The organism is Polyangiaceae bacterium, from assembly GCA_020633205.1.
GTDB lineage: Bacteria > Myxococcota_A > Polyangia > Polyangiales > Polyangiaceae > JAHBVY01.
On sequence record JACKEB010000015.1, the window covers coordinates 17665 to 39069 of the forward strand.

17 protein-coding genes are annotated in these 21405 nt (G+C 65.1%); 7 read left to right on the plus strand and 10 right to left on the minus strand.

Annotated features, from left to right (window positions below):
* The 4 genes from H6718_23025 to H6718_23040 form a co-directional block, all read right to left on the minus strand.
* Positions 1-759, minus strand: a complete 759-nt coding sequence (locus H6718_23025) for a cysteine hydrolase (GenBank protein MCB9588299.1) — start codon at positions 757-759, stop codon at positions 1-3.
* Positions 760-796: 37 nt separating this feature from the next.
* Positions 797-2032, minus strand: a complete 1236-nt coding sequence (locus tag H6718_23030; protein ID MCB9588300.1) for a Zn-dependent hydrolase — start codon at positions 2030-2032, stop codon at positions 797-799.
* Positions 2033-2164: 132 nt separating this feature from the next.
* Complete coding sequence (locus H6718_23035; GenBank protein MCB9588301.1) at positions 2165-2944, minus strand: HAD-IIB family hydrolase; 780 nt, start codon at positions 2942-2944, stop codon at positions 2165-2167.
* Complete coding sequence (locus tag H6718_23040; protein ID MCB9588302.1) at positions 2944-4131, minus strand: class I SAM-dependent rRNA methyltransferase; 1188 nt, start codon at positions 4129-4131, stop codon at positions 2944-2946. The genes H6718_23035 and H6718_23040 overlap by 1 nt, the downstream gene beginning before the upstream one ends.
* A gap of 220 nt (positions 4132-4351) precedes the next feature.
* Here H6718_23040 and H6718_23045 point away from each other — a divergent pair, with 220 nt between their 5' ends.
* Positions 4352-5242: a porin family protein gene (locus tag H6718_23045; GenBank protein ID MCB9588303.1), complete on the plus strand. Its 891-nt coding sequence runs from the start codon at positions 4352-4354 to the stop codon at positions 5240-5242.
* A gap of 42 nt (positions 5243-5284) precedes the next feature.
* Entirely contained in the window at positions 5285-6925 is a 1641-nt protein-coding gene (lnt, locus tag H6718_23050; protein ID MCB9588304.1) for an apolipoprotein N-acyltransferase, read from the plus strand.
* Between the two features lie 81 nt (positions 6926-7006).
* Here the strand turns inward: lnt and H6718_23055 are convergent, their stop codons facing one another.
* The 4 genes from H6718_23055 to H6718_23070 form a co-directional block, all read right to left on the minus strand.
* A complete protein-coding gene (locus H6718_23055; GenBank protein MCB9588305.1) occupies positions 7007-7318 on the minus strand; it encodes an HU family DNA-binding protein in 312 nt (103 codons plus the stop codon).
* A gap of 489 nt (positions 7319-7807) precedes the next feature.
* Positions 7808-8335, minus strand: coding sequence for an rRNA maturation RNase YbeY (gene ybeY, locus H6718_23060; protein ID MCB9588306.1), 528 nt, complete (start codon positions 8333-8335; stop codon positions 7808-7810).
* Positions 8336-8337: 2 nt separating this feature from the next.
* Positions 8338-8985: a fructose-6-phosphate aldolase gene (gene fsa / locus H6718_23065; GenBank protein ID MCB9588307.1), complete on the minus strand. Its 648-nt coding sequence runs from the start codon at positions 8983-8985 to the stop codon at positions 8338-8340.
* A 128-nt stretch (positions 8986-9113) separates the two neighbouring features.
* The gene (locus tag H6718_23070; protein ID MCB9588308.1) at positions 9114-9749 is read right to left on the minus strand and encodes a DUF4156 domain-containing protein; all 636 of its coding nucleotides are present in this window, start codon (positions 9747-9749) and stop codon (positions 9114-9116) included.
* Between the two features lie 709 nt (positions 9750-10458).
* Here H6718_23070 and H6718_23075 point away from each other — a divergent pair.
* From H6718_23075 to H6718_23095, 5 genes are all read left to right on the plus strand, one after another.
* Positions 10459-16074, plus strand: coding sequence for an ATP-grasp domain-containing protein (locus H6718_23075; protein ID MCB9588309.1), 5616 nt, complete (start codon positions 10459-10461; stop codon positions 16072-16074).
* Between the two features lie 148 nt (positions 16075-16222).
* Positions 16223-16912, plus strand: coding sequence for a hypothetical protein (locus tag H6718_23080; GenBank protein ID MCB9588310.1), 690 nt, complete (start codon positions 16223-16225; stop codon positions 16910-16912).
* Between the two features lie 46 nt (positions 16913-16958).
* Positions 16959-17984 carry a hypothetical protein gene (locus tag H6718_23085; GenBank protein ID MCB9588311.1) on the plus strand — a complete coding sequence of 342 codons (1026 nt, stop codon included), beginning with the start codon at positions 16959-16961 and terminating at the stop codon, positions 17982-17984.
* Positions 17981-18526: a sigma-70 family RNA polymerase sigma factor gene (locus H6718_23090; protein MCB9588312.1), complete on the plus strand. Its 546-nt coding sequence runs from the start codon at positions 17981-17983 to the stop codon at positions 18524-18526. The genes H6718_23085 and H6718_23090 overlap by 4 nt, the downstream gene beginning before the upstream one ends.
* Positions 18519-19319 carry a hypothetical protein gene (locus H6718_23095; protein ID MCB9588313.1) on the plus strand — a complete coding sequence of 267 codons (801 nt, stop codon included), beginning with the start codon at positions 18519-18521 and terminating at the stop codon, positions 19317-19319. Before H6718_23090 ends, H6718_23095 begins: the two co-directional genes overlap by 8 nt.
* 5 nt (positions 19320-19324) lie before the next feature.
* Here the strand turns inward: H6718_23095 and pdxH are convergent, their stop codons facing one another.
* Together pdxH and H6718_23105 are read right to left on the minus strand one after the other, a co-directional pair.
* Positions 19325-19963 carry a pyridoxamine 5'-phosphate oxidase gene (pdxH, locus tag H6718_23100; protein ID MCB9588314.1) on the minus strand — a complete coding sequence of 213 codons (639 nt, stop codon included), beginning with the start codon at positions 19961-19963 and terminating at the stop codon, positions 19325-19327.
* A complete protein-coding gene (locus H6718_23105; GenBank protein ID MCB9588315.1) occupies positions 19960-21393 on the minus strand; it encodes a PLP-dependent aminotransferase family protein in 1434 nt (477 codons plus the stop codon). The genes pdxH and H6718_23105 overlap by 4 nt, the downstream gene beginning before the upstream one ends.
* Positions 21394-21405: the final 12 nt, after the last annotated feature.

Sequence of the window (21405 nt, forward strand, 5' to 3'; positions counted from 1 at the left end):
CTAGCGCGGGCGCAGTTTTGCGCTGGCTTGCAGCTTTGCGTTGGCCTCGAGCTCCGCGATGGCTTCTTCAGTCGTCAGGATCTTCGCGTAGCGATCGCGCAAAGTGTTGAGCGATGAGTTGTGGAGCTCAGGTGTCACGGTCGCGCAGGCGTCTTCGATCACACTCGTAAAGAAGCCGAGGTCGCTCGCGTCCCGCGCCGTCGTCTCGACGCACTCGTTGGTGTAGACGCCGCACATGAAGAGCGCGTGGATGTCCATATTGCGCAGCACGAACTCGAGGTTGGTCGAGACGAAGACTCCACTCGCGGTCTTGCTGAAGACGATCTCATCGCCTTGAGGCGCGACTTGCTCGATGAACTCCGCGTCCTTGGAGCCTGGAGCAGCATGCAGCCCGAGACGCTTGTGTCCTGGGCTACGATCGCGACCGTTTTGTGTGAGCGACATGATGCGCGTGTGGATGACCTCGAGTCGGTGCCCGCGAAATGCGTCCTGCAAGCGCCGAATGTTTGGCAGCGCGAGGTTCTCCAAGCGGTTGAAGTAGTACTCCTGCGCGTCTGCCGGGACACCCGACTTCTCGGCGTCGGCGAACACGCCGTGGCCCCGCGCCGCGTCCAGGTACTGCACGTCGATCACCAAGAGCGCGACGTTGCGATGTGCAATTGCCTCCTGGGCCTCGGGCGCTTCGCTTACCGCCTCGCGATAAACGTCTTTTAGCGGGTCGAGGTTGCTAGCTCCACTCAAGCTCACTTCGATGTCCATCAGTGTCTCTGTTCGTGTCTTTTTTGGGGGGGAGGGGTCAGCTGGCGAGGCGTTGCAAGGTGCCAAGGAGCACATTCGCGCCGGCCTCGATTGCCTCCCAGGAGGTCCATTCCGCGGGGGAATGACTGCGGCCATCCTTGCTCGGCACGAAGATCATACCGACCCGGGTGACGTTCGCCAACTGCTGCGCGTCGTGCGCCGCACCGCTCGGCAGACGCAGCGTCTCTTCATCAAGCGCTTCTGCGCTGCTCGCGATCGCGTCCATCACGCTGGTGTCGCACTTCACCGGCGAGAGCTCACTCAAGACCTCGAACTCGAACATCAGGCCGCGGCGCCGCGCGATCGCGCTCATTGCGCGACGAAACGCGTCGGCCAGCTCTTCGAGCACGCTGGAGTCGATGTCTCGTACCTCGAGACTGAACTCAGCGACACCGGGGACCACATTGGGCGCGCCGGGTTGCAGCTGGATGCGCCCGATCGTCGCGACGCTACGTCCTCCGCCGTTTTCCTCGAGGATGCGCGGAATGGCCATCGACAGCTCCGCGACGCCCTGGAATGCGTCCTGGCGCATGTCCATGGGAGTCGTTCCAGCATGATTCGGCGTCCCCAGGAACTTCACGTTCCACTTGAACAGCCCCACGATGCCCTCCACGACGCCCACCTTCAGGCCGCGCCGGTCGAGCACCGGCCCTTGCTCCACATGAAGCTCCACGTAGGCGTGGATCGACTCGGGGCTACGCTGGGCACGCAAGAGGTGACTCGCGTCGAGACCGTGGCGCTCCATCGCATCGATCAGGCGGAGCCCCTGTAAGTCTTTTGCCGTGCGGATACTATCCGGGGTCAGCTTTCCGGCCAGCGCCATGGACCCCGGCATGCCACCGAAGCGACCTTCTTCGTCGGTGAAGCTGATCACCTCCAGAGGCCGCCCGAGCTTGGCTCCGGACTCCTTGAGCCGCCGCAGCGCCTCCAGGCCTGCCAGCACACCCAGTGCGCCATCGAGATGTCCTGCTCCGGGTACCGAGTCGATGTGGGAGCCGGTGATCACGCTAGGGCGCTGGCCATCCCAGCCCAGGCGCCCATGCAGGTTGGCGGCGCCGTCACTGAAGAACTCCAAGCCGGCGTCTTCGATGCGCTGCTTGAGCCACGCTCGCGCCTGCATGTCTGCGTCGCTAAACGCCATGCGGTGGATGCCGAAGTCTGGGGCGCGCCCAATGCGCGCGAGGCTCTCGATGTCTTCCTGCAGACGCGGGAAGTTGACTCTGAGTTCGCTCACTCGGAGCTCCTTTCTGGTTCGCAAATCGCCGTGCGTTCGCCCGCCCCTGCGGACGCCGTCTGCCGATACCTCCCGGCGCGCGCGAGCGGCGCGCCCGTTTCGAGCGCAGACCCTATCACACGCCTGGGTGGGTTACGAACGCAGGCGGAGCAAGTGCGCTGCCAGCTCGGCGAAGCCCGCGCCGCGCGTCGCGCCACAGCGATAGCGGGGCGTCACCGTTGGCGCTCCGCTCAGGTTTGCCACGCCTATTGTCGTGCGGAAAGCCGCGAAGCAGGCGGCGTCGTTCTCGCTGTCACCGACGTAGGCAAAGCGTTCGAGCGCGCGCGTGGTGTCGATGCCGCCGTGTTGTGACAAGAACGCGACGCTGCCGCTCGCCTTGTCGTGGGTATCGAAGGTGATGTGAAAGTGCACACTGGACACCGTCGTGCTGGCGCCGCGTGCCTCTGCGGAGCGCCGCGCAGCGGCAACTACGTCAGGGTCGACCTTTCGGAACTCACCGATGTCGAAGGTGAAGTCGCTGACGCGGCCGTGGACGTCGTCGGCAGGGACTAAGTCCGAGAACTCCGCCATCAGTTGCTCGGTCAGCTCGAGGAGTCGCTCGCGGCGCTCCGTGCGTGTGGCGCTCGGGATGGCGTCTAGACGCTGCACCCTCCCCCCCAAACGAGCGTGCGCCAGATGACCGTTTTCACTCAGCGCAGCACGGATAGGCCACATTCCAGCGACCAGCTCGCCCCAGCTCGCTGGGCGACCCGTGACGGCGACCAGCCAGAGATCCGTTTCCGCGAGGTTGCAGAGCGCTTGATAGGCGTCGAGGGTCAGCTGTCCGTGGTCGAGCAGCGTGTCATCGAGGTCGAAGAGCAGGCCCTGGAGGCCGCGGGCCTCTGCTTTGGACAGCTCGGTCAGAGGCCGCATCAGTAGCCACTCACCTGAACCACGAGGTTCGTGAGGTACTGGCCCTCGGGGAAGGCGGCTGGCACCGGGTGATCGCCGCCTTGGAATACGCGCTCGAGGACCACCGCACGGCGACCCGCGTCACGCGCGCCGAGCGCCATTGCGCGCCGCAGCTCGAAGAGACCGATGGCCGCCGAGCAAGAGCAGAGGATGACGATGCCGCCTTCGGTGCACGCTCGCGTAGCGCCTTGAGCTAATTTCCGCATGGCATCTAACGCTTTGTTCTTCGCGCTGCGGTTCGGGGCCAGCTTGGGTGGGTCGCAGATCACGAGGTCGAAGCTCTCGGGCTCCGCCTGCTCGAGGTAGCGCCGCATGTCCTCCTTCTGGAAGCGGATCCCCGAGAGGCCATTCTGCTCCGCCAGGCGCTCACCGACTTCGAGCGCGGGGGCGCTCGAGTCGACGGCGTGGACTTGCTTTGCTCCGCCGCGCGTTGCCGCCAGCGCGGCACTGCCAACGAAGCAGTAGCCGTCAAGGACCCGGCCGCCGCCACCGGACTGGACGTTGCTCGCCGCGAGTCGCTCGATCACGTCCCGCAGCGGGCGCTGATCCAGGTAGTAGCCCGTCTTCTGCGTCAGCTCCGTGGGCAGTTCGAAGTCCAGGCCGCGCTCGCGAAAGCGCAGGCTGTCCGTCTGCCCTGCGATGAATGCCGGCCCCACCTCGAAGCCTTCGGCTTTGGCGGTGCGCACGCTGGTGCGGTCGATGATCACCGAGCAGCCGGTCACTTCCTGCAGTGAGGCGCTGATGCTGTCCCGCAATCGCTGCATGCCCCGGGTGCCAAACTGCACGACCAGCGCGTCTCCAAAGCGGTCGACGATCAGCCCCGGAAGCTGGTCGCCCTCGGCATGGATCAGGCGAAAGGCGGTCGTGTCGGCGTTGGGGAAGCCGAGCTGGCGCCGGAGTTGCGCCGCCGCCGAGACCCGCTTGGTCAGCAAGCTCGCGTTTAGGGACTCCTGCTGACGCGTGAACAAGCGGACCGCGATGGCTGAACCCGGTGAGTACAGGCCGCGGCCGAGGTGTTGTCCGCGGGGGTCGAACACGTCGACTTCGTCGCCAGCGGCGGGCGCGCCCTCGATGCGATCGACCGCTTGGGCGTAGATCCAGGGGTGTCCGGCCCAGACGGGCTGAACGTGACCAGGCTTGAGGCGCAGCTGTGCAACCACGCCGCTCCCTACCGGCAGTTCACTCTGGTGTAAACGGCTCTCCACGCTGGCGTGATTGGCCAGATCGGCAAACCACCCAGTTTTCTCGCGGATCGAACGCGAAACCGGCCGACCTAGCGCCTGGCACTCGGATTGCTAACCTCTGTGAGTGCCGCGGGGCTCTCGCGGCGCTTGGGGGTGCGACCCCAGAATCCGAAAGGAGCCTTCCATGAAGACGCGGCTCACCGCACTCAGCGTTGTCTTTGCCACTTGTGCTGTTCCGGTATTGGTCAGCAGCACTGCCTATGCCCAAGAGGAATGTCCTCCCGGATCCTGGTTCTGCGAGGACGCAGGTGGTGACGTCGACGTCGATGACGAAGCGGACCCCGCGGACGAGCCGCCGCCTCCGGAGCGCGTCGACGTGCCGAAGCGGCGCACCAAGCGTCCCCCGCCCATCGTGGTCTACCAACCCGAAGGTGAGCCACCGCCCACCGTGGTCGTGGTCAAGGAGCGTCAGGCTCCCGAGCCACCGCCCCAGCCGAAGAAGCCGCGCTGGAAGCGCGAGTGGGGCCTGAACTTGCGCCTGCAGGGCGTGATGATGAGCAAGAAGGACGACAACTACACCAACGGCGACGGTGTCGATGACCGTGGCATGGGTGGTCTTGGTGTCGGCCTGCGCTACCGACCAAAGCCTCACTTCGCGTTCGAGGTCGGCTTGGACTTCTTCGGTGGCCGCGACTACCAGGCTGACGAGCGCGAAGAGACAGCGCTCACCTTCAACGGGTTGGTCTTCTTCAACCCGAAAGACAAGTTCCAGCTCTACGCCCTGGGTGGCTTCGGGTTCACCGGCGCTCACGTGAAGCTCGACCGCAGTCAAGCGCTGGTCAACGGAAGCGCTGAGGAGCGAGACTACAGCTACTTCGGGCTCCAAGCTGGCCTTGGCCTCGAGTGGCGCTTGGCTCGCAAGACCGCGCTGAACTTCGACATCATCGGCTTCGTGCGCGGACGCACCGACGACGCAGCTCAGTACGAGTACGAGTACACGGATCCGGAGACGGGACGCCAAACCAACTCTTCGGGTGGTGGCTTGGCGCGCTTGGGTCTCACCTTCTACTGGTGACCTGAGCCATGACTGAGTAAGGGCCTGCAATGGGGAAGGCGATTGAATTCCCCGTTCGTAGGCCCTAAGCCTGCCCGCATCGAGCTACGTCACCGACCGACGACTGCAGCCGTGCTCGGCGGGCTGTGCTTTGCGCTGACGGCGCCTCCCATCAACTTTCACGTGGGGGTGCCGCTCGGGTTGGCTGCGCTGTTTCTTGCGTCTGAGCTGCCCGCTGGGACGCCCAAGGGCAAGCGACGGGCTTTCTTCCGTGGCTGGCTGTGGGCGACCTCGGCGGGGCTCCTGGGGCTGCGCTTCGTACCAGCGGTGGTCGACCGCTTCACGCCCCTCGGAGTGGCAGGTGGACTCCTGGCGCTGCTGTTGCTGGCTGCCTTTCAGGCGTTGGGCTGGGGCCTCGGGACGTTGCTCGCGTGGTTGCTCGAGGCGCGCCTGAGGGTAGACCGGCGCCTCGCGTTTCCTTGCGGTGTGCTGTTTGCGTGCATGTGGCCAGGTGTATTCGCTTGGACTCCGGGCGCCCTGCTCTCCGAGTGGGTGCCGGTGATCCAACTCGCCGAGGTCGTCGGCGAGCGCGGACTGAGCTTCCTGATGGCGCTCGGTGTCGCCTGCATCGCTTGGCCTCTGCGCGATCGTTTCCGCGAGGCGACGCCGGTTCCTCCTGGGTCTCGCTTCCACCACCCTGTGGTCAGCGTTGCCTTGGGAGTAGGTGTTTGGGCTGCGCTGTTTGGCTATGGTTTGCTGCGCCTCAACGCGCTGGCGGCGCCCGAGGCTCGCGTGAAGGTGGCGCTCATCCAACCCGCGACTGACGCGCGGCTGCGCTGGGAGCCAAGCCAGCGCATGGAGATCCTCAGCCGACTACGTCGCGTAACGGTTGAGGCCGAGGCGGCAGGTGCGGAGCTCAGCATCTGGCCAGAGGCAGCGTACCCATTCCTCTTGAGCCCCGTGGCGGGACACGAGCCACGAGGCGGACGTGCGATTCACATCAACGGCGTGAAGGGCCCAGTGTTGCTGGGCACCCTCACGCCTGCGCGGGCGCCTGCGGGCGAGCGACCTGAAGGGCAATACAACGCGGCGACGCTGATTGACGCCCAAGGCCACCAGCAACGCGTTCAAGCCAAGCTCCAGTTGCTTTGGTTCGGCGAGAGCCTGCCGTTTGGGGCCCAGTCGATCCCTTGGCTACGTAAGGTGTTCTTCCGCGCCGGCGGTTTGGTCCCCGGTGACGAGGTAGTGCTGCTCACCCATCCCACCCAGCACGGCGAGCTGCGCATGGCGGTGTTGAACTGCTACGAGGACATCCTGCCTGCAGTTGGACGCCGGATGGCCGCTGAAGGGCCGAACCTGCTGGTCAACGTGACCAACGACGCGTGGTTCGAGGGCAGCATCGAGTCCGCGCTGCACTTGCGGCTGAGTGTGCTGCGGGCAGTGGAGACACGGCGTGATCTCGTGCGCGCTGTGAACCTCGGGTTGCCCGCCTGGATCGATCGCAGCGGCCGAGTGCGAGAGCTTGGGTCGCCCAGGCCGGCGGGCTACACCCTGGTCACGCCTGGCATGACCAACTCGTCGCCGACGTTCTACGTGAGGTTCGGCGACTACCCGTTGCTCACCCTGCTCGCCTTGCTCATCTCTCTACGTGGTTTCCGTGTGGCAAGAGAGCGACGCGCACAAGCTGATGCTCCGCAGAGCTGAGCACAAAAAGCAAAAAGCCCATGGCGAATGCCATGGGCCTGTTGCGTGAGTCCGGCGCGGTTTAGGCGCGGACTCTAACAATCACTGAACCAGGTCCTTGAGAGCCTTGAGTGCGGTTGCGCGCACCTTCTTGCTCGCCGGCTTGGCCTCGATCGTCATGGGCTCCTTGGTGAAGGGGTTGATGCCCTGACGCTCCTTGGTGGCCGGCTTCTTGACCACGCGAAGCTTCACCAAACCGGGAACGACGAACTCGCCCGGTCCACGACCCGTGAGCTGCTTACGGATCAGATCCGTGAGCGCCTCGAAAACCTTGTTGATGCTCTTCTTGTCGAGGTCCGTTGCCGTTGCGAGCTCCGCGACCACCTGCGCCTTCGTCAGCCTCTTACCAGCCATTGCGCTTCCTCCTAGTGAAACCCTTACGAACTAGTGCTTTGCTGTTGGTTCGTGCCCCCCGGGCACGTGACCTAAGCGACCCCGTCCTAACGCCTTCGATGGCTTTCCACTCCACGAAAGTGGAAGTAGTCCGACAACCTCGGCGGTTGGCCCAAACGGGTTCACAGCGGTTTTGCTGCTGAATCCGTGAGGCGGCATGACGACTATCAAGGAGCCCTGGGCCATACAAGCGAAAAAAATAGGGGTTTCGCGATCGGGTCTCGAGCGGTGCTGCCCCACGTGTGCGGATCCGGCTGAAAACCGGCTGCATCGGCCATGGGGCGTTTCCGCCGATCAGCACCACGACGCGGCGCATCCATGCGACAGCATGGAAGCAGCCTAAATCGTTGCGCAACGAAGGCTTAGCGATCATCTCGCAAGCCGTACACGAAGCTCTAGCTGGGGCTTTTCAGCGGCTTGGCGAGGCCTAGCTCACCCGCCCGACCGGGCTCAGCGGCGGGCGTTTCCGTGCTTCCGCGACGCCGGTCCGGCCTCGCGTTTTTTTTTCGTAGCAGGGGGTGTTTTGGAGCGGTTCGGCCCCCCGGCGGCTTCCACCAAGCGCTTGGTCTCAGCGTCCATTTCGGCTTCCTCGGCGTCTGTCTGGTGGTCGTAGCCAATCAGATGGAGCAAGCCATGGGCGAGCAGGAAGCGCACTTCGTCCACTAGCTGGTGACGCCGCTGCTTGGCTTGGCGCTCCGCCGTGTCGAGGGAAATCACGACGTCGCCCAGCACGCGGAAGGGCAGCTCCTCAGTGCCCGTGTCCGCTTCTTCCAAGGCAAACGCGAGCACATCCGTCGGCTTGTCTTTTCCGCGGTGAACTCGATTGAGCTCGTGGATCTCGCTGTCGCTGGTCAACAGCACTGAGAGCTCCGCGCTCTCGAGGTCGAGCGCCCGCAGCATCTGATCGGCGAGAGACTTCACGCGCCGTGCAGGGAGCGCTGCAGAGCCCGGTGCACGGCGCGAGACGTAGCTAGGCATGTTCAGGCCTTCGGGATCTTCTTTGCATCCTCGAGGAACTTAGCGAGGCCGATGTCCGTCAGGGGATGCTGCGCGAGTTGCTGAATCACCTTGAGCGGCAGCGTCGAGATGTCAGCGCCCATCAGCGCGGCCTCGACGAAGTGGATCGGGTGGCGCACGCTGGCAACCAGCACCTCGGTTTCCAGCCCGTAGTTCTGATAGATGTTGATGATCTGCTCCACCAACTCCATGCCCGGCATCGAGATGTCGTCGAGGCGTCCCACGAAGGGTGAGATCATCGTGGCGCCCGCCTTCGCCGCGAGGAGTGCTTGGCTCGGGGAGAAGCACAGCGTGACGTTGGTCTTGATGCCTTCGCTGGTGAACTGACGCACCGCCTTCAAGCCGTCGATGATCAGCGGCACCTTCACCACCACGTTCGGGTGGAGCTTGGCGAGCTTGCGGCCTTCTTCCAAGATCCCCGCGGTATCGGTTGCGATGACTTCCGCGCTCACGGGGCCGTCCACGACCTCGCAGATCTCCGGAATGGAATCTTGCAGGGTGCGCCCGGTCTTCGCCAACAGGGACGGGTTGGTGGTCACACCGTCGATGGCGCCCATGGCTGCGGCCTCTTTGATTTCGCCGATGTCAGCGCTGTCGATGAAGATCTTCATGGCTTTGCTCCTAAGGGTAGAGCGCCGTCGGGCGCTCGTCGGATTGGCTCGCAGAGAGCTAGCGCCGGACCCCAGGGGCCCAATCGCCCGGTTCGCCTACCCGCTCACGCTGCCAGGAGCAAGGCCGGTTACTGCATCAGGCCCACGTTGCAGTCGCAGGGAGCGAACGCCTTCCCGTCGTCCTGACAAACCTGCGCTCCGTTGCAGTCCCCTTCGCCAACGCACGCCCGCGCCGACTTCGGTTTGCAGCCCTCGGAGTTGGCGTTCGCGGGCGCCTTGTCCGGCTCCGTGCGCTTCGTTGGCTTCCGCGCGCGCTTTTCGGATTTCTTGGGGGGAGGTGAGTCGTCCGTCGACGCGGACAGTGCGATGTCGCTGGCCGTCTCCGGGCTGCCCCGATCGTCACACCGGTAGGCGACTCCGCTGACGGTGGCCGTCGTGGTGTTCGAGCCGTGGTTGCCTTCGAGCACACCGAGGGTTGGCGTATCGTATTGGATGAAGTTCGCGCCAAGCTCAGCAGCCTGGTTGCGCAAGTCGTTCATCGCAGACTCAATCAAGGTGTCGTTCGTGATCCACTCCCCGCCGAGGCCTCCGGAGTGGCCTACGACGAAGCCCAGCTGAACGCAGTTGGACGGATCGAATCCAGACATGGCAGGGGGACCGCCCGACATCTCGACGCCGCGTCCCTGTTCGAGGGGCGTCACACATCCGCCTCCGCACAGCGTAACCAACGCAATGGATGAGCCCAGCGCAGTAAGTTTCTTCACGCTGCGTCTCATATCAAACGCTGGGACCATGGCCACTCGCAAACGCACGTTGCCGTGCGGCAGCGGGGCCGCCAGGTGGCTGGCGACCCGAGATGTCGGTCGGTGTCGTGCTCCCTTCACCACCTGCCTTGACGAGACCGATCAACTGGCGTTGGCGGGTGCGGCCGTGGGTCGAACCCGCGCTGCTCGAGCTCGTAGCTACATCCAGACAGCCCGTGCGCGCCGGTCCAGTCGGTTGGCACGTGGAGTGACACCGAGTGCGACGCCGTTGGTCTCGGACCCCGGGTCGGCCGTGACGCTGTGCGCCAGCGCTTGGCGGCCAGTTTGCCAGTTGTGGTGCTCGACTCCACAGCGGCGGAACCGACCGTTTTTGCGAACTGAGCTTCGCAGGAGCCCGCTTCTGCTGCGCAGCGGGCATTCGGGAGTGAGAAGCTCGCTTCGCGGCGAAGTGGGAGTCGGCGGAATGTGTAGCAACGGGTCACGACGCCCCGCGAAGGCGCACGGCGTCATGCGCTGAGTGTTTCGACAACGTGTTGGATGCTTCACGATTCTCGAGCCGATTCCGCGTAATGGTCGCTTGAAACCTGCTGCCACTAGAGTACTCAGCGAGCCGTAACGCGCGTCCTCGTCGACCCAAGAACGGGTGCACTAGACGCGGAGCTCGCGGTGAAGCAGCCCGCGAAGCTGAAGAGAGAAGAGCTACGGAAGTATGACCGAGTTTCAACCTATCCGACGTTTGGCAATCGTGAACCGCGGTGAGGCCGCGATGCGTTGCATTCGCGCCGTCAAGACGCTGCGCGCCCTGGAGAACTCCGAGATCGAAGTGCTCGCGCTGTACACCGCGGTCGATCGCAACGCGCCCTTCGTGCGTCACGCCGACATCGCGGTGTTGCTGCCAACTCCAGGTACGGCGGTGCAGTCGTACCTGAATCACGACCTGTTGCTGCGCACGCTGGAGCGCCACGGCGTGGACGCCGTGTGGCCCGGTTGGGGTTTTGTCGCTGAGGACCCGGTGTTCGTCGATCGTCTGGACGCCGCGAAGATCCGTTTTCTGGGGCCGACGAGCGCGACGATGCGCGCGTTGGGTGACAAGATCGCCTCCAAGGAGCTAGCCGAGAAGAGCGAAGTTCCGGTCACCAAGTGGAGCAACGGTGTGGTGGCTAGCGTTGAAGAGGCGCGTCGCCATGCGGAAAATATCGGCTATCCGCTGGTGATCAAGGCCTCGGCGGGTGGCGGTGGTCGCGGCATCCGTGTGGTGCGCGAGCCGGGGCAACTCGAAGCCGCGTTCCGTTCTGCCGCCTCCGAGGCGACGGCGGCGTTTGGCGACGGGCGACTCTTCATGGAGGCGATGGTCCAGGGCGGGCGCCACATCGAGGTGCAGATCGTTGCTGACAAGCACGGCAACGTGATTGCTCTGGGCTGCCGCGACTGCTCCGTGCAGCGCCGCCACCAGAAGGTGATTGAAGAGGCTCCGCCGGCGCACCTACCGCCGCTCCTGATCAAAGCCGTGAAGGACTCGGCGGTCGAGCTGGCGCAGAGCGTTGGCTACTCGGGTGTCGGCACCGTCGAGTTCCTGGTGCGCGACGCTGAGTACTTCTTCCTCGAGATGAATCCGCGCCTGCAAGTCGAGCACGGGATCACCGAGGAGCTGACAGGCACGGAGCTCGTGCAGACTCAGATCCGAATTGCTCGGGGTGAGCGACTGCCAGAGCTCGACTATCGAGAGCGCGGCTTCGCTATCGAGGCGCGTGTCTGCGCGGAGGATCCCGATGCAGGCTTCCTGCCTGCGCCTGGGCGCGTCGTCCGTTTCGACCCGGCGCTCGGGCCACGCCTGCGTATCGACACCGGTGTGGCCTCAGGCAGTGAAGTACCCGCTGACTTTGACTCCCTGATCGCGAAGGTCATTGCCTATGGCGACACCCGTGAGGAGGCCCGCGCCCGTTTGGCATGTGCGCTGCGGGACTTCGACTTGGTGATCGAAGGCGGGGCAACCAACAAAGGCTACCTGCTCGAACTGCTCGAGGCCGAAGACTACAAGGCCGGCGGAGTCGATACGTTATGGCTCGATCGCTGGAACGCGGAACGCAAGCACACCGATGATCTAGCGGCAGAAGGTCTGATCCTCGCGGCACTGCTTTCCTACCAAGTGCAGCGCGAGGTGAAGCGGCTCAACTTCTACGCGGATGCCGCGAACATCACCCCGGAGAAGATCCCGCCCTCCCTGGGACAGGAGATCGACCTCACGTACCTGGGCAAGCCCTACCGCGTGCGGGTGTTCGCCTCTGGCTCCTGGCAGTACCGGGTACACCTCGAAGACCGCATCGTGGCGGCTCGCATCAACGCTTCCAGCGAAAACGCCGCGCGCCTCGTGATCGGCGACCGAGATCTGCGCGTGTTGTACGACATCACCGACACGAACATCCGCGTAGAGATCGAGGGGCGCGTCCACAGCTTCGGTCGTCAGACTGCTGGCCAAGTGTGCGCCAGCGCGCCCTCGATGGTGGTCGCGCTCCACGTCGGCCTCGGTCAGCGCGTCGAGGCCGGACAGCAGCTCGGCCTGGTCGAAGCAATGAAGATGGAAATCGGCTTCGACTCACCGGTGGCGGGCACCGTAAAGGAGATCCGCGCCCGCAAGGGCCAGCAGGTGGCTGCGGGTGATGTCATCTTGGTCATCGATCCAGCCAGCGAAGATGGGGATGCGGCTGCGAGCACGCGGCTTGCGCTACCAGTCGTCGAAGACTCTCTGGCGCTGCTCTTCAGCAAGGACGAGCAAGGCAAACTGGCGGAGCCCAATCTGGCGCGCGCTGCAGCTGCGCCGGCTACCGTGTGGCGCCGCGCGATGGATGCCGTCGACGAGGAGGTGCTGCGCATCATGCTCGGGTACGACGCATACGACGAGCGCGTCGAGCGCCTAATTGGTTTCCTCGAGGCACCAATTCCGGACACCATGGCTCCGGCGTACCTGAAGCAGCTCGCAGAGGTGAAGCGCCAGCTCGGCGTCTTTGCGGACATCGAGCGCATCTTCACGCGCCGCCGCGCGGCTGATGATGCCGGCTCCGTCGGGGCATCCAACAACGCGCGCATGCGCCTCTACGTGCGCCGACTGCGTGCAGGCGGCGCTGAGCTACCCACGGAGTTCCTCGATAATCTGAAGCGGGCGCTGGGGCACTACGGCGTCGACTCTCTCGACTACAGCGTGCCCCTGGAACGGGCGGTGCTCCGCTTGTTCGCTTCCCAGGGCAACCCCGAGCTGCGTTTCCGTCTGGTACGCGCGTTGCTGAAGCGCGTGATGCAGCTCGTGGACGCTGGCTTCGAGCTGGACCGCGACGCGGATCTGCGTCTCGCCCTGTCGAGCATGGCGCAGATGCGCGGCCAGATCCCCGACGACGTGGCGGACGCGGCGATTGACGCCGCGTACACCATCTTCGAGCGCCCAGAGCTTAGCCGTCAGGCGGAGCGCACCTCTCGGGGCGTCGAGCAGTGGCTCGAGCGCAGCAACGAAGCCATCGACGACTCCGTGCTCGCGGACTTGGCGTTGGCGCCTTCCGGCGTGTTTAGGCAGGTCAAGCAGTGGCTGCGCGACGCGCCGATGCGCCAGCGGGCGATCGCGTTGTCCGCCTGCATTCGGCGAAACTACGCACCGAAGCAGCCGGTCTCCCAGAAGAGCAAGCGCGTGAGCCTGAGCGGCGGCGAGGTCCCCGTCACACGTCTCGAGTTTGCTGGGTCACGTGATTGGCGACGCTTGGCAGAGGCCGAGCGCCGCGTGGTGATAGCGGGTTTGAGCGAGCCTAAAGGTGCCATCGCAGCTTTCGAGGCGCTGATCCGCGAGGCAGCGGAGCACGTCTTCGCGCTCGAGCTGGTCGTGACCATCGAAGACGAAGGGGAGATCATCCCACTCATCGAGCGCATCACGGCGCGCGCCAGGGACGGAGTCCCTGCAGAGCGCTTCACCATCTCCGTGTTGAACTCCGAGCTGCGAACCTGCCACTACTCCTTCTCGGCCAGTGATACGCAGGCGCTCGATCTGCACCTCTTACATCCCGAAGCTGCGGAGCGCGTCGACTTCGAGCGCTACAAGAGCTTCGAGCTGGAGCGCTTGGTGTCTCCCGAAGGCATTTACTGCTTCCACGGCAAGAGCCGTGAGGTACCCGAGGACGAGCGCATCTTCGTGTTGGTGGACGTGCGAGGACGCCCTCCAGAGGACGGTCCCGCCGCGATCCACTACGTGCCGATCGTCGAGCGGGCCTTCCATGAAGCCGCGCGAACGTTGCGTCACATCTTGCTCGAGCGGGACTCTCGCCGGCGCCTGCAGTGGAACCGCATCACGCTGTTCCTGGCCCACGAGGTCGTGCTGGATGCGAACACGGCTGGCTGGCTATCTCGCAAGTTGCACCCGGCGACCCGTCACTTGGGGCTCGAGCGCGTTGCCGTGCGGCTCAAGATCCTCGACCCCACCGCGCCATCGGACTCGGCGCGTCGTCGGGAAATGTTGATCAGCGACATCACCGGTAGCTCGATGGAGATCCTGTGGCGTGAGCCACACACCGAGCCCCTGGTGCCGGTTCAGGCCTACGAGCGCGCCGTGGTGGCGGCCAAGCGCCGCGGTCTGGTGTATCCGTACGAAATCATCCGCATGCTCGCACCGGACGGGGGCCCGCGCTCCGTACGGGCCACGGAACGCGCGCTGCCGTCGGGCACCTTCGAGGAGTACGACCTCGATCCCCAGAGCAAGGCACCCAAGGCCGTCAGCGTCGACGGTCGCCCTTACGGCCAGAACAAGGCCGGCGTCGTCTTTGGTGTGATCTCCACACCGACGAAGAAGGTCCCGGAGGGCATGAAGCGCGTGCTGGTGCTCTCGGATCCGACGCGTGAGATGGGCGCGCTCTCCGGCCCCGAGTGCGACCGCGTGATCGCCGCGATCGATCTGGCGCAGCAGCTCAACGTGCCCCTCGAGTGGATTCCGGTCTCCAGCGGCGCAAAGATCGCCATGGACTCCGGGACGGAGAACCTCGACGCGACTGCGCGTGTGGTGCGCCGGATCGTGACCTTCACTCAAGCGGGCGGTGTGATTCACATCATCGTCGCTGGCGTGAACGTCGGCGCGCAGAGCTACTGGGACGCGCTCTCGACGATGCTGCTCCACACGCGGGGCGTGTTGATCATGACACCGCGTTCGTCGATGGTGCTGACGGGGCGCGCTGCCCTCGCGGCATCCGGTTCCGTGTCTGCCGAGGACGAGGTCGCCATCGGTGGCCACGAGCGCATCATGGGACCGAACGGCCAGGGCCAGTACTTCGCGTCGGATCTGAAGGAAGCCTTCCGCATCCTCTACGAGCACTACTCGTACACCTACGTGGTGCCGGGCGAGCAGCGGCCCCGTGAGCTGGACACGACGGATCCCGCTGATCGTCGTGTCACGGAGGCGCCGTACCAGAAGAGCTCCGATGCTGAGACCTTCGAACGCGTCGGAGAGATCTTCGACGACGCGACCAACCCGGGCCGCAAGAAGCCGTTCTCCATGCGTGCATTGATGAGCGCCGTCATCGACCAAGACGGCGGCTTCCTCGAGCGTTGGAAGAATCAGGTCGGCGCCGAGACGGCGATCGTTTGGGACGCTCACCTCGGCGGGCAGCCGGTGTGCTTGATCGGCATCGAGAGCCAGAACGTGCCGCGTTATGGTTACCGCCCCCTCGACGGCCCCGCGGAGTGGAACGGCGGCACGCTGTTTCCTCAGTCCTCGCGCAAGGTGTCTCGTGCGCTGAACAGCGCGAGTGGCAACCGCCCGGTGGTGATTCTGGCAAACCTCAGCGGTTTCGACGGTTCACCTGAGTCCATGCGGAAATTCCAGCTGGAGTACGGTGCCGAGATCGCCCGCGCGGTGGTCAACTTCAAGGGACCGATCCTGTTCCTGGTTGTGTCGCGCTATCATGGCGGCGCCTACGTAGTCTTCAGCCGTGAGCTGAACCCGAGCTTGCGCGCGCTAGCCCTCGAAGGCAGCTACGCCTCAGTGATCGGTGGTGGCCCTGCTGCGAAGGTGGTGTTCGGTCGTGAGGTGCGCGGCCGCGTGCAGGCAGACCCGCGGGTGAAGCAGGCCCTCGAGCAGCTGCGTGAGGAGCGTAGTCCTGTTGCGCGAGAGCGCCTCGGTCGGGTGAGCCAAGACGTCTTGCTCGAGAAGCAGGCTGAGGTCGCACAGGAGTTCGACTCGGTGCACAGCGTAGAGCGCGCGCTGAAAGTTGGATCACTCGAGCGCATCCTGCCGGCGGTGGACATGCGTCAGTTCCTGATCAACTCGCTTTGCGAGGCGCTCGGCCGCGCTGCGGAGTAACAGCACGGATCTAGGCGTTGGGCGCGCGGTCTTGGGACTGGCGCGCCTCACCCCCCGAACCCTCGAACAGAAAAAACGTCGCCGAGACAAAACCTTCGGGCGATCCTCGGACATCTATCGAGCGAACCCTTGATGAGGAGTGCTTTCGATGATGACTCTTGGCTTTGGATCGACGTGGCGGCTGCTGGGTGCGGTCGGGTGTTCCGCAGTGTTGATACTGGGTGGTGCGGCCTGCTCCGACGACGGTCACGACCTCGGCGGTAGCGGCGGCGCAGCGGGAAACGGCGGCGCAGCCGGTAGCGGCGGTACAGCTGGCAACGGTGGCACGTCGGCTAACGGTGGCACTGGCGCCAATGGTGGCAGTGGCGGCGTGGCCACCGCGTGTGAGCAAGCCGGTGGGACGGTTGTTGAGTCGGATTGCTGCACGGGAGCCGGCGACTTCCCGAACCTGTGCTCGGTTGGGGCCTGCGGTTGCGCGCCGCAGAACAGCGCGCCCACGCAGATTTGCAACTGTCCCGGCAACACCTGCTGGGATGGCGTGAAGTGCGCGGACGGAGGCTTCGGTGGTGCTGGCGGGGGCGGAGGATCGGGCGGCGCTGGCGGCGCTGCTGGTTCGGGCGGTGTCGCTGGTGCTGGTGGTTTTGGGGGCGGGGCAGCCGATTGCGTGAACTCGGGCGGTGTGGTCAAAGACAGCCTGTGCTGCGCCGGAACGGGCGACTTCCCGAACACGTGCGGGGTGGGCGCGTGCGGTTGCTCACCGGGCAATAGTGAAATGGTGCAAGTGTGCGAGTGCCCGCTCGATGTGTGCTTCGACGGCACCTCGTGCGTCTCACCCTAGAGCTGGCAGCGTGGTGGGAAGGAACCGATTCATTATCCGCGGGGCAATGGCAGCCCTTGGCTGGCTCTGCGGTTTCGCGGGAGTTCAGGGGGTGGGGGAGGTGAGCGCCGAGCCCATCCAGCAGTTCAGCGTCCAGTACACGAGCGCTCCGGGGTGTCCGACCCAGGAGCGCTTCGTCGCTGGTGTGGAGGGACGCACGGCCCTTGCTCGCTACGTTCCCGACGCTAGTGGCGTGCGAGTGTTGCTACAGATTGAAGACTCAGTGAGCGGGACTGAGCCATTTGTTGCGCACCTGAGCCTCAGCGGTGATGTCGAGGCGACGCCACGAAGTATTTCCGCGGGGAGCTGCGAAGAGCTGGTGAATGCGGCCGCGCTGATCGTCGCGCTGGCGCTGGATCCGGGAGCCAGTGCGGAGCCGCGGCAAGGCCCTTCTGCGCTTGCTCCAGCTCCCGTGGTGGCAGCTCCAACAGCCCCGGCGGCAACTGCGATAGCCCCAGCGGCAACTCCGATAGCCCTAGCGCCAACAGACGTCTCGACCGTTGGGCTGTTCACCGGCGCTGGTCTCACGAATGGTGTGGGTAGCGGTGTCGCAGCCCTGTGGTCCCTTGGAGTGGCTCTACGCGCAAAGCTGAGTCGGAATTGGGACGTTGGGTTTTCGCTGAGTGGGATGTATGCGCGCGGAGATGCGAGTGCCGGCGCAGGCAGTGCCCAGCTGGCGCTGCTCGGAGCTCGCGTTGGGGTGAGTCCCTACGTCTTTGCGACAGCTGGCTGGTTGGTCGAGCCAAGACTCAGCTTTGACTTTGGGCGTCTCGAGGCGGAGGGACGAGGTGTCCCCAACGCGAACAGCGACAGCGCGCCGTGGCTCGGCCCCGGCGTCGAGCTTCTGGTGCAGCGGCGACTCGCGCAGGTACTGGGCGCGTCACTCGCCATTGGCGCGCGCGGCGGCGCGACATGGAGCCTCGCGCGGGACTACTTCTACTTCCGGGAGGATTCAAATGGCAGGTCAACGCGCATTTTCGAGCAGCCAGCGCTGATCGGCCAGGGCGGCTTGAGCCTGGAGCTCGCTTGGTGAGCGAAGCCAGCGCAGCGCAGGCGCCGCTCGACAACGCGCGGTTGCAGCAGCTCTTCACTCGGCACTACGCCTGGGTGTGGCGAACCGTGCGGCGCTTGGGAGTCGCGGAGAGCGCGGTGGATGACGTCGTTCAGCAAGTTTACATCACCGTGAATCGTCAGCTCGATCGCATTCGCCCCGAGGCTGAGCGAGCGTACCTGTTCGGTGTCGCCCAGCGTCTGGCGGCCAACGCTCGGCGTGGTGCCCGGCGCAATCGCGGCACGGCGAGCGATGAGCTCGATCTCGAGCCCGCATCGGGGCGTAATCCGGAGCAGCTGGTGGACTTCAAGGAGCGGCGCCAGCAGCTCGATCGCTGGCTCGATCAGCTGGATGACGACCTGCGCGCTCCGTTCGTACTCTTCGAGCTCGAAGGGCTCAGCCTGGCAGAGATCGCGGATACTTTGGACTTGCCCTTGGGTACCGTGAAGACGCGGCTACGGCGCGCTCGAGAACGTTTCCTTGAGGTAGCGCAGATGAAGCAGCAGGAGGCGACTCATGGATGATGAGCTACGGCCGCTCTTGACGGGCGATTTGGAGCTGGAGCTGCGAGCCGCGCTCGAGGCTGGGCTCGACGATGGTCCCAGTCCGGAGAGCGTACAGGCTGCGGCGCTCGCGCTTGGTCTCTCTGTGGGTGCCGCCAAGGGCGTGGCCGCGGGCGTGGCGGGCCAGGGCATCGTAAAGGGTGCGTCCTCCTCCTGGCTGCTGAAGTGGTTTGGCATTGGGCTCCTGGTCGGCGGCGTCTCGAGCTCCGGAGTGGCCTTGATGAAGGGTCAGGTTGAACCGAGTTCACACCATTCGGCGTCGCCTGCTGAAGCTGATCCAGCGCATCGTGCGCCGACGTCGCTCCAACCGGCGCAGCCTGAATCCACACGGAAGGAGTCAGGCGATCCAAAAATGGCAGAGCTGACCCCGCCTGCTGTCGCTGCCCCAGCGGTCCCGCCGGAAGCTCGCGCGGAACCCAAGGACGCTGATGTGGCTTCGGCTCCCCCTGCCAGCGCCGCGAGCTTCCCGAGCGCCACGCGCCAAGCGGATTTGCGCGCCGAGGTGCTGCTGATCGACGCCGCCCGCCGTTCACTCGCTGCCGGCAACGCTCAGGGCGCGCTGGTCGAGCTCGGGCGCTACGATGCGCTCGTCGGTCCAAAGCGCCTCGCGCCGGAGGCGTTGGTGCTGCGGGTGCGCGCCCTGAGTCAGCTCGGGCGCACTCAGGAGGCGCGGGCGTTGGCTCAGCCGGTGATTGCGAGCCAACCTGACAGCGCTCAGTCAAAGCAACTGCAGAAAGCGCTTGGCCTCGAGTAGCTAGGCTACGGAGCGAGCAAGCTGAAGCGCCAGCCCGCAGCGCTCCTTTGGTACTCGTAGCGGCGATGCAGACGGTTCTCTCCCTCGCACCAGAACTCGATCAGATCTGGCGTGAGACCGTAGCCGCCCCAATGCTCAGGGCGCGCGATGGGTTGATTCCCCAGGGCAGCAAGCTGGGCCTCGCGCTGGGCCTCTAGCTCCGCAAAACTCTGAATGCGCTCGCTCTGAGGTGAGAGCAGCGCACCCAGCTGGCTACCTCGCGGACGAGCGGCGAAGTAGTCGTCGCTCGCCTCAGCTGAGAGGCGTTCCACGCCTCCTTGGATGCGCACCTGTGCCTCGATGCTTGGCCAGTGGAACACCAGCGCCGCGCGACCCGTGGCTTCGAGCTCCCGCGCCTTGCGGCTCTGGTAGTTCGTGAAGATGCGGAACTGACCGTGCACGCAGCTCTTCACCAGTACCATGCGCACCGCGGGGCCGTTCTCGCCGTAGGTTGCGAGAGCCGCCGCGTCAGCGCGGTCACCCCCAGCGCGCGCCAAGGTGTACCATGCGGAAAAAAGCTGGAGCGGGTCCGCACCCGCAGTTGGTTCCGCTCGCCGTTCGAGCAGTTCGGGGTTTCCGGCGCGTGTTTGGGGGTGAGGGGTCATGCGCGGCTCAATTCCTTGCTGAGGCACTCGAGAGCAGAGCGCAACCGGTCCGGCGGATAGAAGGCATAACCAATGGGGAAGCCGTGCAGGTGCGGTCGGCCGACGAAGGCCTGAGGCATCAGTTCGATGCGGATGTTTTGCTCGGCCATGCGCGCTGCGAGCGCCTGCAGGTTCACGCTGTCAGGGACGGAGAGCCACAGGATTGGTCCCCCGCCGGGCGTCGTCCAGCGCACACCTTCGGGCATCAGCTCTTCCAGGGCGTCCAAGCAGGCGTGATAGCGCTCGTCGAGCGCCTTCTGGATGCGGTTCAGGTGCGTGTCGTAGTAGCCGCGATCCAAAAACTCCGCGAGGGCTGCCTCCATCAGCGTTGCGTTGCCGAGGGTCGCTAGGCGCTTTGCCGCGAGTAGCGCTGGCATTGCCGCACGGGAACAAAGGACGTAGCCGAGGCGTAGGCTCGGAAGCAGCTTCTTGGTGAATGAGTTGACGTAAAGTACGTTCTCACCCCCCAGGGCGCGGAGGCTTGGCCGATAGTCGTTTTCGCTCAACATATCGGAGCCCCAGTCGTCTTCCAGTAGGGCGAAGTCGAGGCGTTGAGCGAGGTCGAGCAAGCGTTCTAGCTCGTGGCTCGAGTAGGAGTGCCCCGTGGGGTTCTGAAACGACGTGATCGCATACATCAGCCCCGGGCGGTTGCTCGCGAGGTCGCGCTCCCAGCTGGCGAAGTCGATGTTTTCGAATGGGTCCAGGTCGAGAGGCACGAGGCGCAGATTGTGAGCTTCGAAGAGCAAGCGCGCGTAGCGATAGATCGGGTTCTCGAAGGCGATGCAGCGGGGTGCCAGGGCCCGACTGACCACGTCCAGCGCCTGCTGTGAGCCCGTCGTCACGAGCACCTCATCGGCGGATGTACGGATCCCGCGCGCGCAGAGTCGCGCGGCGATGAGTTCGCGCAAGGGAGGATAGCCCATGGCGTCGTAGAAGGTCGGGAGGCCCGGGAGGCTCAGTACCGAGCGGATACAGTCCGAGAGCTGCTTGTGCGGCAGGAGCTCTGGGTCGACGAACACGGCGCTCAGGTAGGTGTCACCGCTCGCGAGTCGCGCCTGGTGGTCCACCGCGAGGCTGTTCAGGTGAGGAGCCGGTGCGCTCAGATCGCGCTCGGGCGGTGGCGAGTAATCGTCAGGTGGCTTGACGAACACCCCCGCGCGCGAGCGCGACTCCAGGACGCCCCGCAGACACAGCTCGTCGTAGGCTGCCTGCACGGTGTTCTTGGAGATCCCGAGCTGGTGCTCCAGCGCGCGCACCGGAGGCATGCGCGCACCCGGTGGGAGCCGACCCGCGGCTTGCTCCGCCAACACCGCCTGCACCAAGTCCAGCGCGCCTGCGCGACGACCGCTCGCGGACTGAATCGACAGCCTCAGGTGGGGAGCTCGTGCCATAGGCCGCATAGG